Origin of the sequence: uncultured Capnocytophaga sp. (assembly GCF_937936315.1) — a bacterium.
Taxonomy (GTDB): domain Bacteria; phylum Bacteroidota; class Bacteroidia; order Flavobacteriales; family Flavobacteriaceae; genus Capnocytophaga.
The window spans coordinates 1-14,249 of the sequence record NZ_CALGWU010000044.1 but is presented as its reverse complement, the minus strand read 5'-3'; the positions used below and the strand labels follow the sequence as shown (position 1 = coordinate 14,249).

14 protein-coding genes are annotated in these 14,249 nt (G+C 37.7%); 13 read left to right on the top strand and 1 reads right to left on the bottom strand.

Features of this window, described 5'->3' with window-relative positions:
- Positions 1 to 86 precede the first annotated feature (86 nt).
- From Q0162_RS08700 to Q0162_RS08685, 4 genes are read left to right on the top strand one after another with little or no spacing between them, the layout of a single operon-like run.
- A complete protein-coding gene (locus tag Q0162_RS08700; protein WP_002680007.1) occupies positions 87 to 632 on the top strand; it encodes a Smr/MutS family protein in 546 nt (181 codons plus the stop codon).
- A complete protein-coding gene (locus Q0162_RS08695) occupies positions 633 to 1,313 on the top strand; it encodes an ABC transporter ATP-binding protein (protein WP_297890955.1) in 681 nt (226 codons plus the stop codon).
- A 41-nt stretch (positions 1,314 to 1,354) separates the two neighbouring features.
- A complete protein-coding gene (locus Q0162_RS08690; protein ID WP_096087953.1) occupies positions 1,355 to 1,798 on the top strand; it encodes a PepSY-like domain-containing protein in 444 nt (147 codons plus the stop codon).
- On the top strand, positions 1,798 to 2,193 hold the full coding sequence (locus Q0162_RS08685) for a PepSY-like domain-containing protein (protein ID WP_297890954.1): 396 nt from the start codon (positions 1,798 to 1,800) through the stop codon (positions 2,191 to 2,193). The genes Q0162_RS08690 and Q0162_RS08685 overlap by 1 nt, the downstream gene beginning before the upstream one ends.
- A 111-nt stretch (positions 2,194 to 2,304) precedes the next feature.
- Here Q0162_RS08685 and Q0162_RS08680 read toward each other — a convergent pair whose 3' ends face one another.
- On the bottom strand, positions 2,305 to 3,300 hold the full coding sequence (locus tag Q0162_RS08680) for a glycosyltransferase (RefSeq protein ID WP_297890953.1): 996 nt from the start codon (positions 3,298 to 3,300) through the stop codon (positions 2,305 to 2,307).
- Positions 3,301 to 3,402: 102 nt separating this feature from the next.
- Between Q0162_RS08680 and Q0162_RS08675 the strand changes: the two genes are divergently transcribed.
- The 9 genes from Q0162_RS08675 to Q0162_RS08635 all read left to right on the top strand — a co-directional run.
- Complete coding sequence (locus tag Q0162_RS08675; protein WP_002680009.1) at positions 3,403 to 4,266, top strand: sigma-70 family RNA polymerase sigma factor; 864 nt, start codon at positions 3,403 to 3,405, stop codon at positions 4,264 to 4,266.
- Positions 4,267 to 4,439: 173 nt separating this feature from the next.
- Positions 4,440 to 5,387, top strand: coding sequence for a hypothetical protein (locus Q0162_RS08670; protein WP_297890952.1), 948 nt, complete (start codon positions 4,440 to 4,442; stop codon positions 5,385 to 5,387).
- Positions 5,388 to 5,499: 112 nt separating this feature from the next.
- Positions 5,500 to 6,438: a hypothetical protein gene (locus Q0162_RS08665; protein ID WP_297890951.1), complete on the top strand. Its 939-nt coding sequence runs from the start codon at positions 5,500 to 5,502 to the stop codon at positions 6,436 to 6,438.
- Between the two features lie 107 nt (positions 6,439 to 6,545).
- Positions 6,546 to 7,478 carry a hypothetical protein gene (locus tag Q0162_RS08660; protein ID WP_297890950.1) on the top strand — a complete coding sequence of 311 codons (933 nt, stop codon included), beginning with the start codon at positions 6,546 to 6,548 and terminating at the stop codon, positions 7,476 to 7,478.
- Between the two features lie 21 nt (positions 7,479 to 7,499).
- Positions 7,500 to 8,438 carry a hypothetical protein gene (locus Q0162_RS08655; RefSeq protein ID WP_297890949.1) on the top strand — a complete coding sequence of 313 codons (939 nt, stop codon included), beginning with the start codon at positions 7,500 to 7,502 and terminating at the stop codon, positions 8,436 to 8,438.
- A gap of 194 nt (positions 8,439 to 8,632) precedes the next feature.
- Complete coding sequence (gene recJ / locus Q0162_RS08650) at positions 8,633 to 10,327, top strand: single-stranded-DNA-specific exonuclease RecJ (RefSeq protein WP_297890948.1); 1,695 nt, start codon at positions 8,633 to 8,635, stop codon at positions 10,325 to 10,327.
- A gap of 85 nt (positions 10,328 to 10,412) precedes the next feature.
- Positions 10,413 to 10,913, top strand: coding sequence for a thiol peroxidase (gene tpx / locus Q0162_RS08645; RefSeq protein ID WP_002680011.1), 501 nt, complete (start codon positions 10,413 to 10,415; stop codon positions 10,911 to 10,913).
- A 183-nt stretch (positions 10,914 to 11,096) separates the two neighbouring features.
- Entirely contained in the window at positions 11,097 to 13,520 is a 2,424-nt protein-coding gene (locus tag Q0162_RS08640) for a DNA translocase FtsK (protein ID WP_297890947.1), read from the top strand.
- Between the two features lie 126 nt (positions 13,521 to 13,646).
- Positions 13,647 to 14,249 (top strand): WG repeat-containing protein (locus Q0162_RS08635; RefSeq protein ID WP_297890946.1); only part of this gene is annotated, 603 nt, incomplete at its 3' end.

Sequence of the window (14,249 nt, the reverse complement as noted above, 5' to 3'; positions counted from 1 at the left end):
TGTCTAAAATGGGATAATTAAGAAATTTACAAATTAATAAATAAACTGCCCGTGCGGCTCGCACCTCGCACCTCGCACCTCGCATTGTGAACATAGGAGATTACATAGAAGTATTAGACGATACCATCAAAGGACATATAGTGCGCCTTACACCTCAGCAGGTAACAGTACTTACTACTGAAGGCTTTGAGCTCACTTTTCGTCCTGAGGAAATAATAGTTATTGAAGAAGAAGCACCTCTAAAAGGAGCTTTCACAAATATAGATGAAGAGAGTTTGCGCAAAGATGTAGTGAGCAAGCGAAAGAACAAATCGCCACTCACTAAAAAAGAGCGCAACATCCCTCCAATGGAGGTAGATTTGCACATCGAGCAATTGGTTGATTCCACAAGAAATATGACCAATTACGATATGCTTACCCTACAACTCGAAACCGCTCGCCGGCAGTTAGAGTTTGCTATTGCACAGCGCATCCAGCGGGTAGTGTTCATTCACGGCGTGGGAGAGGGAGTGCTGCGCACCGAATTAGAATTCCTTTTAGGGCGTTACTCCAATGTTACTTTCTACGATGCCGAATATGCCAAATACGGTGTAGGCGCTACCGAAGTATATATCTATCAAAATGCAAAATAAATGATTCAAGCTACCAATATTCATAAAACTTATAAAAATTTAGAAGTACTCAAAGGCGTATCGGTGAATGTTGCCAAAGGCGAAATTGTATCGATAGTAGGTGCTTCAGGAGCTGGAAAAACCACCTTGTTACACATTTTAGGTACTTTAGACAGCCCCGATGCCAATAAACCATCATCGTTGGTAATTAATGGCACAGATATATTGTCGTTATCCTCTAAAGCCTTAGCAAAATTCCGCAATGAACATATTGGGTTTATCTTCCAATTTCACCAACTGTTGCCTGAGTTCACTGCTTTGGAGAATATTTGTATTCCTGCACTCATTAGAGGAATAGGCAAAAAAGAAGCTGAAAAGCGCGCAATGGAGCTCTTAGACTTTTTGCATCTCACCTCGCGTGCCGACCATAAACCTAATGCTCTTTCAGGAGGCGAACAACAGCGAGTGTCGGTAGCACGTGCCTTGGTGAACTACCCTTCAGTAGTATTTGCCGATGAACCCAGCGGCAACCTCGATTCCGAAAGTGCTGAAAAACTGCACCAACTCTTCTTCCAACTGCGCAATGAATTCCGACAAACATTTGTAATCGTTACCCATAACGAAGAATTGGCTACTATGGCAGATAGAAAACTCGTAATGGTAGATGGTCGTATAATTATTCCAGATTCTTTCCCAAATTAGGTCATATCTTTGCAGCGTTAAACTTAAAAACAGATTAAACGATGAAAAAATTAGTATCAATTATCGCCACTTTTTTATTGACTGTAGTAGCAGTACAAAATTTATCAGCTAGAGATTTACCTATCACTTTCGAACAATTGCCAGCTAAAGCACAGGCTTTCGTAAAACAACACTTTAAAGTAGGAGATATCGCATCAGTATGGAAAGACGATGATATCCACGATCAAGATTACAAAGTGTATTTCAACGATGGTACTCAAATTGAATTTTATGCCAATGGCGACTGGGAAGAAATAAAAACTCGCACTCAGGCTGTACCTGCAAAACTTATCCCTAATGGTATTGCTCAGTACGTAAAGAAAACTTACCCTCAATCAGAGATTTACAAAATCCAAAAGAAACGCTATGGTTATGAGGTAGAACTCGCTAACGGACTTGATTTAGAATTCAATGCTAACGGACAATTTTTAAGAATAGACGACTAATGAAACAACTCTTTTTTGCTGCTTTTGCAGGCCTTGCACTCAGCTCGTGCGCACGATTGCCGCAGCCTGCACGTGATTTTATTAGCATTCACTTTCCTCATACTTCTGTTAAAGAAGTTGAAAGAGAAGATGATATCAACGGCTATTCAGTAGAACTTAGAGACCGCACCGAGCTAGAATTTACAGCTAATGGTGACTGGCTAAAAGTAGATGGTGAAGACGGCAATAGTATCCCTACTACCTTCTTCCCTAAAAAAATAGCCGATTACGTTACCCAGCAGGGCTATATCATCGAAGGGATTAGAAAAACCAATATAGGTTATAAAGTAGACATCATAGGTTCTCACACCGATTTGTTTTTCAATCACAACGGTGACCCTATCGGGAATTATTAATAACTTTACTACAAATAAAAAGACCTCTTTTCGGAGGTCTTTTTTTATTGAATATCATATTGCTATGTTACTATTTTAGCTCGCACTTGCCTGTGTGGCTCGCACTTGCACCTAATTAAAAAATAAGTGTGGAAACAACTGCTCCATCGGTTTTTTAGAAAAAGCAATTTTAAGAGTAGCTTTGAGAAAGCCCCAGCCATAGCTAAAAAACTGCACCAAAAGCGCCCAAACCGAGAGCAATCCTATTTTTACACTGCGATTTTCTCGAGCGCTGTCCCAAGCTATCAGTATAAAATAACACACATACACAAGTAAGGGTTCTATACGCCCAAAAATGAGGAGGAGGAGAGCGCCACAAAGCCCTAAGGTAAAGCAGGTAGGTAGCCAAAAAGTAAGTTTGCGTGACTCTGGATGCCAATGGTTGAGAATCGCCCGTGTCTGTCCGAATTTACTCACTTGGGTGCGGAATTTTTCCCACGAAATACGGCGTTTGTGGAACACAAAAGCAGTAGGGATAAAGGCAGTGTCAAAGCCTTGTTCCCAGAGGCGTATCACTAAATCGGGGTCTTCACCAGGGTGTATTTTCCCAAAACCACCTGTCGCCTCAAAAGCCTTGCGTGACAGTCCCATATTAAAACTGCGAGGTTCAAATCGTTGAATGCGCTTTTGGCTACCGCGAATCCCCCCAGTAGTGAGCAAGGACGTCATCGTGTAGTTGATAGCTTTTTGTATATCAGTAAAATCATCGGTAGCGGTATCAGGTCCTCCAAAGCAATCTACATAATGAGTTTGCAAATAATCGTCTACAGCTTCTAAATAGTGAGGAGGTAAAATGCAATCGGAATCTAAAATCAAAAAATAATCGTGTTGAGCGTGTCGCATCCCGTAATTGCGAGAGTCCCCAGGTCCCGAGTTGGGTTTAGGAAGATAGGTGATTGATAAATCATTATTGTATTTCTCGCATACTTCTTTTGAAGGAATAGAAGAACCGTCTTCAATCACTACTACCTCAAAAGTATCTTCGTAAGTTTGTGATACAAGGCTATTTAGTAGTTCATCTAACTCGTCCGGACGGTTGTATATAGGAATGATAAAACTATATTTCATCTGTTAATATAATGTTAAAATTCAAAAGTTTTGTAACATCTGTGTAAAGCTATACGTATAATAGGGCGTATAAGAATCGACAAAATTAAGGATTTTTTCTGAATGAGACAACTAAAAATTACCAAACAGGTAACCAACCGTGAAACCGCGTCTCTTGATAAGTACTTACAAGAGATTGGGCGTGTAGATTTGATCACTGCCGATGAAGAGGTAGAATTAGCACAACGTATCAAAGCAGGCGATGTAGCTGCTTTAGAAAAACTAACCAAAGCAAATTTGCGCTTCGTAGTATCGGTAGCTAAGCAATACCAAAACCAAGGTCTTACTCTTCCTGACCTTATCAACGAAGGGAACTTAGGGCTCATCAAAGCCGCACAGCGATTCGACGAAACTCGCGGGTTTAAGTTTATTTCTTATGCCGTATGGTGGATTCGTCAGTCTATTTTGCAAGCCTTAGCCGAGCAATCTCGTATTGTGCGTTTGCCGCTGAACAAAATTGGTTCTATCAACAAAATCAACAAAATGTACGCTTACCTCGAACAGGCGAACGAGCGTGTGCCTTCAGCCGAAGAAATTGCACGTGAGTTAGATATGTCCGTAAACGATGTAAAAGAATCAATGAAAAATGCGGGGCGTCATATCTCTATGGATGCGCCTTTGGTAGAAGGAGAAGATTCTAATCTTTACGATGTGATTCGCAGTAACGAATCGCCTAATCCTGATAAGTCGCTTATTTTAGATTCGTTGCGTACCGAAATTGAGCGTGCACTCGAAACCCTTACCCCTCGTGAAGCCGATGTAATCCGTTTGTATTTCGGTTTGGGCGACCAGCACGCTATGACCCTTGAGGAAATAGGAGAAACTTTTGATCTCACCCGTGAGCGTGTACGTCAAATCAAAGAAAAAGCGATTCGCCGTCTCAAACACACTTCCCGTAGTAAAATTCTAAAGACATACTTAGGATAGTCAATTACAAGTTACGAAATAGGAATTATAACTGTACCTCTACACTTTGCCAAAGTTTCCTGCCTATAAGGCTCGCACCTTTGGCAAAGTTTTTTTATTGTGATTGTACTTATTTTTTTTAACAATAAAAGTTGTATCTTTGCTCCATAGTAATTTTGAGTTAAATAAATCCTATGAAAAAGTTTATTGTAAAAGTATTTCTAATTTTTAGTATTTTAATTAGCTTCCAATTAAAATGTACTAAACCAGAGATAGAAACAGCTGCAAGTAATAAGACTAAAGTGTTAAAGCATAATTATATAGTAGTTAATTCAGTAGATAACTCACCTGCTGAGGTAGAAGTAAGTTACTCAGTTTTTATTAATGGAAATGCTGAAAACATTGTAAAAACTGAACGTAAAACTACTCCTTTTATCATTGGAGGAGAAGAAGTAAAAGTAGTGTATGATAGTCTACTTTTTGTGCACGGAACTACTCGAAGATTTCATCAAAATGAATTAAAAAGGAATTACACTCCTCGTGGCGCTGACTATCTATCAATCAAAAATTTATCATCAGTAGCTATTGAATATGCTATTATAGGCAACCAAGAATTAGAATATGATCCTATTCAAAAAATAACTGATAGGAGTGATATTATAAACAAAAATGAAATCGATAAATCAAAAGTTGTTAAGTATCTTGGTGGTGCAAACCCTATATATAAGGCTACTCCTGTATTGTACCTAATAAAACCTGAATTAGCCCCTCAAACTACGGTCTATGTACTCAAAGGAATATACAGCAGTGAAGGAGGAGTATCTGGGAACAAAGCAGTAGCAGTACCTCTTAAAACTCCTAATTTTGGTGAAGTGATTGCACATACACCTTTTTCAGTAACTGATATCCTCAGCCTATACAAACAGGAATACACTTCAGGGAATATATTATATCCAGAATATGATGCCTATATGGATAGAGGAAGACCCTATAATTACAGCATTTCTCAAGGCAAATACTATCTTAAATTTTATGGGACTATACTTCCAGACAAAACATTAGGAAATACAGGGCAGATATGGTTTATTAATACTTTTAAAGGAAGTTATGCCCTTGATGGTTTTCAGGAATATGAAGATTAAGAAAAATGAAGAATAGTTTTAAATTATAAACTCTTACTCTTGTTTTACTTCTATGCATTGACTGGTAGAATCCTTGGTATTTAGTTTATTTTATGATTAGAATTGAAATCCTATGAAAAAGTTTTTTGTAAAAGTATTTTTAGTATTTAGTATCTTAGTCAGTTTTCAATTAAAATGTACTAAAATAGAAGAAGAAGTAATTGAAAACATAAAGACAAACTCTCTTAAACATAATTATATAGTAGTTAATTCAGTAGATAATTCACCTGCTGAAGTAGAAGTGAGTTATTCAGTTTTTGTAGAAGGGAATACTGAAAATATTGTAAAAACAGAACGCAAGATAACACCTTTCATTATAGGAGGAGAGTCTGTGCAAGTAAATTACGATAGCATTGTGTATATTTGGCATAAAAAATTCCACGATTACCAAAGAAAACTAAAAAGGAATTACACTCCTCGTGGTGCTGACTATCTATCAATCAAAAATTTATCATCAGTAGCTATTGAATATGCAGTTATAGGCAATCAAAAATTAGAGTTTTCATCTGCTAATGAGATTGCTAATAGTAGTGATATTGTAAACAAAAATCAAATAGATAAAACAAAAGTCGTTAAATATCCTAGCGGTGCAGCTCCTGTATATAAGGCTACTTCAGTATTATACCTGATAAAACCAGAATTAGCCCCTCAAACTACGGTCTATGTACTCAAAGGAATATACAGCAGTGAAGGAGGAGTATCTGGGAACAAAGCAGTAGCAGTACCTCTTAAAACTCCTAATTTTGGTGAAATAGTAGCTAATACCCCTTTTTCAGTAGCTGAGGTTCTTAGTTTATATAAACAAGAATATACTTATGGAAATACATTATATCCTAATTATGATGCTTATATGGGAAGAAACACTAAAGATCCAAATGATAGAAGTATTCTTCAGCATAATTACAAGATCAAGCATTATGGAATAGTCTCAGCAGGAAAATCCTTAGAAAATAAAGGGGAGGTATGGTTTATCAATATCCCAAATGGAATAATGGGCTCTAATAGTTTTTAAAAAAGATGAGATTTAGTTTTAAATTATAAACTCTTACTTTTGTTTTACTTCTATGCATTCACTGGTGGAATCCTTGGTATTTAGTTTATGATTAAAAATAAAATACTATGAAAAAGTTTATTGTAAAAGTATTTTTAGTGTTTAGTATCTTAGTCAGTTTTCAATTAAAATGTACTAAAACAGAAGAAGAAGTAATTGAAAACATAAAGACGAACTCTCTTAAACATAATTATATAGTAGTCAATTCAGTAGATAATTCACCTGCTGAAGTAGAAGTGAGTTATTCAGTTTTTATCAGCGGAAATACTAAAAATATCGTAAAAACAGAACGCAAGACAACACCTTTCATTATAGGGGGAGAGTCTGTGCAAGTAAATTATGATAGTATTGTATATATTCGGGATAAAAAATTCCACGATTACCAAAGAAAACTAAAAAGAAACTATACCCCTGAAGGTGCTGACTATCTATCAATCAAAAATCTATCATCAGTAGCTATTGAATATGCAGTTATAGGTAATCAAAAATTAGAGTTTTTATCTGCTGATGAGATTGCTAATAGCAGTGATATTGTAAACAAAAATGAAATTGATAAATCTAAGGTAGTTAAATATCCTAGCGGTGCAGCTCCTATATATAAAGCTACTCCTGTATTGTATCTAATAAAGCCAGAATTAGCCCCTCAAACTATGGTCTATGTACTCAAAGGAATATATAGTAGTGAAGGAGGAGTATCTGGAAACAAAGCTGTAGCAGTACCTCTTAAAGTACCTTATTTTGGTGAAGTGATAGCTCATACACCTTTTTCAGTAGCTCAGGTTCTTAGTCTGTATAAACAAGAATATACTTATGGAAATACATTATATCCAGAATATAATACCTATATGGATAGGGCAAGACCTTATAATCACAGTATTTCCCAGAGGAAGTACTATTTGAAACTCTATGGAACTATAGATGCTGGTAAAACATTAGAAAATACAGGGCAGATATGGTTTATCAATACTTTTGAAGGAACTTTTGGCACTAATACTTTTTAGCGTATCTTAATTCGTATTACTATGAAAAATCTATTCTTAAAAACTTTAGTGCTATTCACTTTCCTTACCAATGTATTTATGACTTGCTCTAAACCAGAGATAGAAATAGCTACAAGTAATAAGACAAAAGTGTTAAAGCATAATTACATAGTAGTTAATTCAGTAGATAACTCACCTGCTGAGGTAGAAGTAAGCTACTCAGTTTTTATTAATGGGAACGCTGAAAACATTGTAAAAACTGAACGTAAAACTACTCCTTTTATCATTGGAGGAGAAGAAGTAAAAGTAGTGTATGATAGTCTGCTTTTTGTGCACGGAACTACTCGAAGATTTCATCAAAATGAATTAAAAATGAATTACACTCCTCTTGGTGCTGACTATCTGTCAATCAAAAATTTATCATCAGTAGCTATTGAATATGCAGTTATAGGCAATCAAAAATTAGAGTTTTCATCTGCTAATGAGATTGCTAATAGTAGTGATATTGTAAACAAAAATCAAATAGATAAAACAAAAGTCGTTAAATATCCTAGCGGTGCAGCTCCTGTATATAAGGCTACTTCAGTATTATACCTGATAAAACCAGAATTAGCCCCTCAAACTACGGTCTATGTACTCAAAGGAATATACAGCAGTGAAGGAGGAGTATCTGGGAACAAAGCAGTAGCAGTACCTCTTAAAACTCCTAATTTTGGTGAAATAGTAGCTAATACCCCTTTTTCAGTAGCTGAGGTTCTTAGTTTATATAAACAAGAATATACTTATGGAAATACATTATATCCTAATTATGATGCTTATATGGGAAGAAACACTAAAGATCCAAATGATAGAAGTATTCTTCAGCATAATTACAAGATCAAACATTATGGAATAGTCTCAGCAGGAAAATCCTTAGAAAATAAAGGGGAAGTATGGTTTATTAATACTCCTAATGGAATTAGCGGATATAATGACTTTTAAAAAATAAAGAATAGCTTTAACTTACGAACACTAAAACCACTCTTAAAGCAGTTGATCATCAAGAAAATATTTTACTATTATTAAATGCTGATGGAGTGTTATCTATCAAAAAACAATACGAATATATTTGAATATTAGAATGTAATAGATTTTGGCAAAGTTTTTTCTTATCTCTTACCTCTTACCTAAATAAAATGAACTACACTTGGAACTTTAAACCGCTGCCACCGCAAGCCACTGTAAAACAACTACAACAAGAGCTCAACATCAGCGAGCCCTTGGCAATACTCTTAGCCCAACGAGGTATCACCACTTTTCAGCAGGCTAAAGACTTCTTCCGTCCTACCCTATCTCAATTGCATAATCCTTTCCTGATGAAAGGAATGCAAGCAGCCGTTACTCGTTTAGACCAAGCCTTAAAAAATAATGAAACTATCCTTATCTATGGCGATTACGATGTCGACGGCACTAGTGCGGTTTCTCTAATGGAACGTTATCTCAGCACTTTCACTTCTAAATTGTTCACTTATGTACCCGACCGTTATACTGAGGGCTATGGCATTTCTTTTCAAGGGATTGACTATGCCGAGGCGCAAGGTTGTACCCTTATCATCGCTTTGGATTGTGGTATCAAAGCTATTGATAAAGTGCAATATGCCAAAGAAAAAGGAATTGATTGTATCATTGCCGACCACCACCGCCCTTCCGATCAAGTGCCCGATGCCGTGGCAGTACTCGACCCCCAACAAGCTGATTGCCTTTATCCGTATAAAGAACTCTGTGGCTGTGGTTTAGGTTTTAAATTGGCACAAGCATATCACGAGTATTTGCAACGCCCGTTCAGCGAACTGATGCCTCTTTTAGATTTGGTAGCCGTTGCCACTGCTGCCGATATTGTGCCAATGAATGGTGAGAACCGCACGCTGATGTACTTTGGTTTAGAAGTGATCAACCAGCAGCCCTCAGCAGGAGTAAAAGCGCTCTTTGGTGAACATCAAGGGGCGATTACAGTAAGTGATGTAGTGTTCAAGGCTGCCCCGCGTATCAATGCCGCCGGACGTATAGAGCACGGCAAATATGCAGTAGCGCTCCTTACTGAACCTGATGCTGAAAAAGCACTACTCAAAGCCCAAGAAATTGATGAACTCAACACCCACCGAAAGGAATTAGATAGCTATATTGCTGAACAAGCATTGGGGCAGATAGAGAGTAATGGCGAGCAAAATCGCTATACCTCGGTAGTGCTGAATGAAGAATGGCACAAAGGCGTGATAGGTATTGTCGCATCTCGCCTTATTGAACATTACTACCGCCCCACGATAGTATTTACCAAGAGTGGCGACAAGTATGCCGCCTCAGCGCGCTCGGTACAAGGGTTTGATATCTATGAGGCTTTGGAGCAGTGTAGCCAATATTTGGAACAGTTTGGCGGACATAAATACGCTGCCGGACTCACGCTCCTCCCCGAGCAATATCCACTCTTCAAAGAAGCCTTTGAAACTGTGGTTAAACAAACCATCAACCCTGAATTGCGCACCCCAAAACTCTCTATAGATACTGCACTTCCTTTGAGCAAACTCACTCAAAAATTCTATAATATTCTCAAGCAGTTCGAGCCTTTTGGACCTCAAAACCTGCCACCGCTCTTCTATGCCGAAAATGTAGTCGATACAGGCTTTGCAAAACACATAGGCAAAACTAACGAGCACCTAAAACTCTGTTTGCGAGAGGTAGGCAACACAGCCTATTTTGATGCCATAGGCTTTGGTTTGGCTCATAAACTTCCCCTAATCACCTCTGGCAAACCCTTTAGCATTGTCTATTCGGTAGAAGAAAATGTGTGGAATGGCAAAGTAAGTTTGCAGTTGCAAATCAGAGACATAAGATAATTTGATAATTTGCTAATTAATATATTTTGGTATTATTTTTGCAGCTCCACTATTTACTATTCACTTTTAACTTTTAACTAAAAAAATGGCAAACATTACATTTCACGAACAACCAGCACACACCGCTGGTGAACTTCCAAAAGTAGGCGTTGCAGCCCCTGAATTTTCAGCTGTTAAAAACGATTTAGCTGAAGTAAAACTCTCTGATTTCAGAGGTAAAAAAGTAATTCTAAACATTTTTCCCAGTGTAGATACAGGCGTATGTGCTGCATCTGTGCGCAAATTTCACGTTGAGGCTTCAAAGCTCAACAACGTAGCAATTCTTTGTATATCAAAAGATTTACCTTTTGCGCTCACACGTTTCTGTGCAGCCGAAGGTATTGATAATCTTACAATGCTCTCCGATTTCCGCGGTGATTTTGCAGCTCACTATCCTATCGTTTTCACCGATAGTCCGCTAAAAGGATTGCTATCTCGTTGTATAGTAGTACTTGACGAACAAGGCAAAGTAGTATATACCGAGCAAGTACCCGAAACAACAAACGAACCTAACTACGCTAAAGCACTCGAAGCAATTAACAATTAATAATTGATAATTGAAGATTATAGAGGTAACAAGTAATACACAGCTTGTTACCTTTTTTATTGCCAAATCGCTAAATTATTCTTACCTTTGCCCCCTCAATGAGGTCACCCTGACACCTGTTGCCTATTCCCTGATAATTAACATCTAACATTTGTCCCTTTGACCCCTAAATCCTAAAAGAAAATGGCAAAAAAAAAACAAGATAAGGATAAAGATAACAATAAACCTTCAGCAAAAAATAAAGAGGCTAAAGCGGTTAAATCTAAACAACTCCGGTTAATATGGGGAGGGTTTTTAGTACTTCTCGCTCTCTTTTTGATTTTTGTTTTTATCTCTTTTTTCTTTTCCTGGCAAGCCGACCAAAGTTTGTGGGAAGATCTTACTAATCGTGAAGAAATTGCCAATAACATAGGAAGTAAAATAGGGGCTTATCTTAGCTATTTGTTAATGTACAAAGGCTTTGGTATTGCTACTTTTATTGCGGTATGGCTCATTTTCCTCTCAGGACTCAAAAGTTTGTTAGATATCAAAATAGCCTTACTCAACCGATGGTATTGGGGCACTTTGACAATGGTATTCATCGCTACTTTTTTAGGATTTCTACAAGGAAAATCTACAATCCTTTCAGGAGTTTCTGGCTATGAAGTAAATCATTTTCTACAAGATTATTTTGGTAAAATAGGTACTTTTTTAATACTTTTTTTCTTCGCCTTGGTGTACGCCGTTGTAAAATGGCAGCTTACTCCCGAAAAAATACTAGCTTTCTTCCAAAGTGTTTCGGCTAAATTTAAACGTGAACACAACGATGAACACGAGCACGAACAAAAAGATATAAACGAAACTCCTTCTACCGCCTCTGCCGATACAGAAGTTAACGATGACGATCAGCAAGATGTAGAAATTGTTATACCACAAGGAGAAGATGAAAAAATAGACCCTTTTACTCATAAAAAAGAAATTCCATTCCTCGATGGCAAAGGCGAATTGGAAATTACCAATATACCTGAAGAAGAAGCTCCTCCACTTACCATCACTCCTATTGTGCCGCCTTCGGTAATAGACCCTGAGGATTTAGCTAAACAATTAGTGGAAAACTATGGTGAATACGACCCTCGTTTAGATCTCAGCGACTATCGTTTCCCTACAATCGAATTGTTGAACGAACCCAGAGATAAAGGTATCATTATCAACGAAGAAGAACTAAAGGAAAACAACGACACCATTATCAAAACTTTAGCCGATTACAAAATCGAAATTTCCAAAATCAAAGCAACTGTAGGACCTACTGTTACGCTCTATGAGATTGTGCCTGTGGCAGGTACGCGTATTGCTAAAATCAAAAGTTTGGAAGACGATATCGCCCTCTCACTTGCGGCTCTCGGTATTCGTATCATCGCTCCTATCCCTGGCAAAGGAACCATTGGTATTGAGGTACCTAATAAAAAACCTACCACTGTATATATGCGCTCGATGATTATGGCGCAGAAATTCCAAAATGCCGAAATGGAACTCCCTATCGCCTTTGGTAAAACCATTAGCAACGAAACTTTTGTCGCCGATCTTACTAAGATGCCACACTTGCTAATGGCAGGGGCTACAGGACAAGGTAAATCGGTAGGTATCAATGTGGTACTGAGTTCATTGCTCTACAAAAAACACCCTGCTGAGGTGAAGTTTGTGTTGGTAGACCCTAAAAAAGTAGAACTTTCTATATTCGAGACAATTGAACGCCACTTCCTCGCCAAACTACCTGATAGTGAAGAAGCTATTATCACCGATAACAAAAAAGTGGTAAACACGCTCAACTCCCTCTGTATAGAAATGGACAACCGTTACGAGCTGCTCAAAAATGCTCAAGTGCGCAATATCAAAGAGTACAACGCTAAGTTCAAAGCACGACAACTCAACCCTAACGAGGGGCATCGTTTCTTGCCTTACATCGTACTAGTGGTAGATGAGTTTGCCGACTTGATAATGACGGCAGGTAAAGAGGTGGAACTCCCTATCGCTCGTTTGGCACAGCTTGCCCGCGCCATTGGTATTCACTTGATTATCGCTACCCAACGTCCATCTACTAACGTAATTACAGGTATTATCAAAGCCAACTTCCCTACACGTGTTGCCTTTAAAGTGAGTTCAAAAATCGACTCCAAAATCATCTTGGACGGATCTGGGGCTGAACAGCTCATCGGTAGGGGGGATATGCTCTATTCACAAGGTAATGAACCTGTGCGCATACAATGTGCTTTTGTGGATACCCCCGAAATCAAACACATCACTGATTTTATCGGAGCGCAACGCGCCTACCCTGATGCCTACTTGCTACCTGAATACGTAGGTGCTGAGGGTGAAAGTATGGATTTAGATTTCGACCCTTCTGAACGCGACTCTATGTTCCGCGAAGCTGCCGAGATAGTGGTAAATGCGCAACAAGGCTCAGCATCGCTCTTGCAACGCAAACTCAAATTGGGCTACAACCGCGCAGGTCGCCTCATCGACCAGTTAGAACACGCCGGTGTAGTAGGACCTTTTGAAGGCAGTAAAGCCCGCCAAGTGCTCGTGCAGGACATCACAAGTTTAGACCGCCTCTTAGGAGGAAGTGAATAATCACTTTTGCATCGCTTAACTTTGCCAAAATGTAAAACTTTAGCAAAGTTGGTTATGTAAAAAACATAACATTTTTAAATCATAAATATGCAAAAAATTACAATATACTTTAAAAATATTACAAACATGAAAAATATATTACTTTACACTCTATTACTAACTGCTACCCTTGGTTATGGACAGGGGCTGCTACCTGAAGAAAAGGTAAAAAAAGAGCCGTCTGCCCAGCCTGTGCAACAAACAAAGAAGTACGCTTGGAAAGATGAATATTATGAAGGATTAGCAATGGTAAAATTGGATAAAAAATATGGTTTTATAGATAAAACAGGTAAAGAAGTTATTCCTATAAAGTATGATTATGCAGATAGATTTTCAGAAGGATTAGCTTTAGTAATATTAGATAAAAAATATGGTTTTATAGATAAAACAGGTAAAGAAGTGACTCCTATAAAGTATGATAATGCTAGGGGTTTTTCAGAAGGATTAGCTTTAGTAAAATTGAATAATAGATATGGTTTTATAGATAAAATAGGTAAAGAAGTGATTCCTATAAAGTATGATGATGCGAGCAGTTTTTCAGAAGGATTAGCAAGCGTGAGTTTGAATTATAGATATGGTTTTATAGATAAAACAGGTAAAGAAGTGATCCCTATAAAGTATGATTTTGTTTTGGATTTTTCAGAAGGATTAGCAAACGTTAGGCTAAATAACAAATGGGGTTTTATAGAT

Coding starts and splice junctions, on each gene's coding strand:
- Q0162_RS08680 (WP_297890953.1), bottom strand. CDS start 3,300: ATGAAATATAGTTTTATCATTCCTATATACAACCGTCCGGACGAGTTA.
- recJ (WP_297890948.1), top strand. CDS start 8,633: ATGAACTACACTTGGAACTTTAAACCGCTGCCACCGCAAGCCACTGTA.
- Q0162_RS08685 (WP_297890954.1), top strand. CDS start 1,798: ATGAAACAACTCTTTTTTGCTGCTTTTGCAGGCCTTGCACTCAGCTCG.
- Q0162_RS08655 (WP_297890949.1), top strand. CDS start 7,500: ATGAAAAATCTATTCTTAAAAACTTTAGTGCTATTCACTTTCCTTACC.
- tpx (WP_002680011.1), top strand. CDS start 10,413: ATGGCAAACATTACATTTCACGAACAACCAGCACACACCGCTGGTGAA.
- Q0162_RS08670 (WP_297890952.1), top strand. CDS start 4,440: ATGAAAAAGTTTATTGTAAAAGTATTTCTAATTTTTAGTATTTTAATT.
- Q0162_RS08675 (WP_002680009.1), top strand. CDS start 3,403: ATGAGACAACTAAAAATTACCAAACAGGTAACCAACCGTGAAACCGCG.
- Q0162_RS08660 (WP_297890950.1), top strand. CDS start 6,546: ATGAAAAAGTTTATTGTAAAAGTATTTTTAGTGTTTAGTATCTTAGTC.
- Q0162_RS08640 (WP_297890947.1), top strand. CDS start 11,097: ATGGCAAAAAAAAAACAAGATAAGGATAAAGATAACAATAAACCTTCA.
- Q0162_RS08665 (WP_297890951.1), top strand. CDS start 5,500: ATGAAAAAGTTTTTTGTAAAAGTATTTTTAGTATTTAGTATCTTAGTC.
- Q0162_RS08695 (WP_297890955.1), top strand. CDS start 633: ATGATTCAAGCTACCAATATTCATAAAACTTATAAAAATTTAGAAGTA.
- Q0162_RS08690 (WP_096087953.1), top strand. CDS start 1,355: ATGAAAAAATTAGTATCAATTATCGCCACTTTTTTATTGACTGTAGTA.